We start from the raw sequence: 661 nt of genomic DNA on the forward strand, positions 1-661 counted from the left end.
ATAATAAATGGAATGCAGAATGCTTATTATCTTTATAAAATCTATCTTGGTTGGATTATCTATTGCCGCAATAGTCGGCCCGATTAGCATATTAGTGATACGAACGGGTCTGACAAAAGGCATGAAAACCGCGCTAATTTCCGGGATGGGCGCGGCCGTAGCCGATGCAGCTTACGGCATTATTGCAGCTTTCGGACTTTTAACATTAGATAATTTAACATCTACCTATAAGATTGGCAGATTTGGTTTTGATTTTTGGGCACCCTTATTGGGATGTCTCTTCATGATATATCTTGGAATAAAAATTCTGCGCCACCCTCCTGAAGATAACGAAATCAAAGAAACGAGCCCTAAGGAAAAGGCCAAAGGTTTTATCACAGTCTTTCTATTAACAATCAGCAATCCTTTAACTATTATGTCTTTTGTCGCCATCTTTGCAGGTTTAGGAATCACGACGGGACAAAACAGCGCAGAGAAAATCTTTGTCGTATTTGGCGTCTTCTTAGGATCCGCTTTATGGTGGGTTATTCTGTCTTTTCTTACTGGATATTTACGTCGATACTTTAAGTCTGCCTGGCTGATTTGGGCCAACCGCATCAGTGCACTAGTCCTGTTGAGCATATCGATTTCCATAATATTTAATTTAGCACACGCATATCTA

1 protein-coding gene is annotated in these 661 nt (G+C 40.1%); it reads left to right on the top strand.

Annotation, left to right across the window (positions count from 1 at the left end; all coding sequences use genetic code 11):
* Positions 1–19: 19 nt before the first annotated feature.
* Positions 20–661: LysE family translocator (locus tag E1160_RS00030; protein WP_218048599.1), on the top strand; the 642-nt coding region annotated here is incomplete at its 3' end.

This window comes from Curvivirga aplysinae (assembly GCF_009711445.1).
GTDB lineage: Bacteria > Pseudomonadota > Alphaproteobacteria > UBA8366 > Aestuariispiraceae > Curvivirga > Curvivirga aplysinae.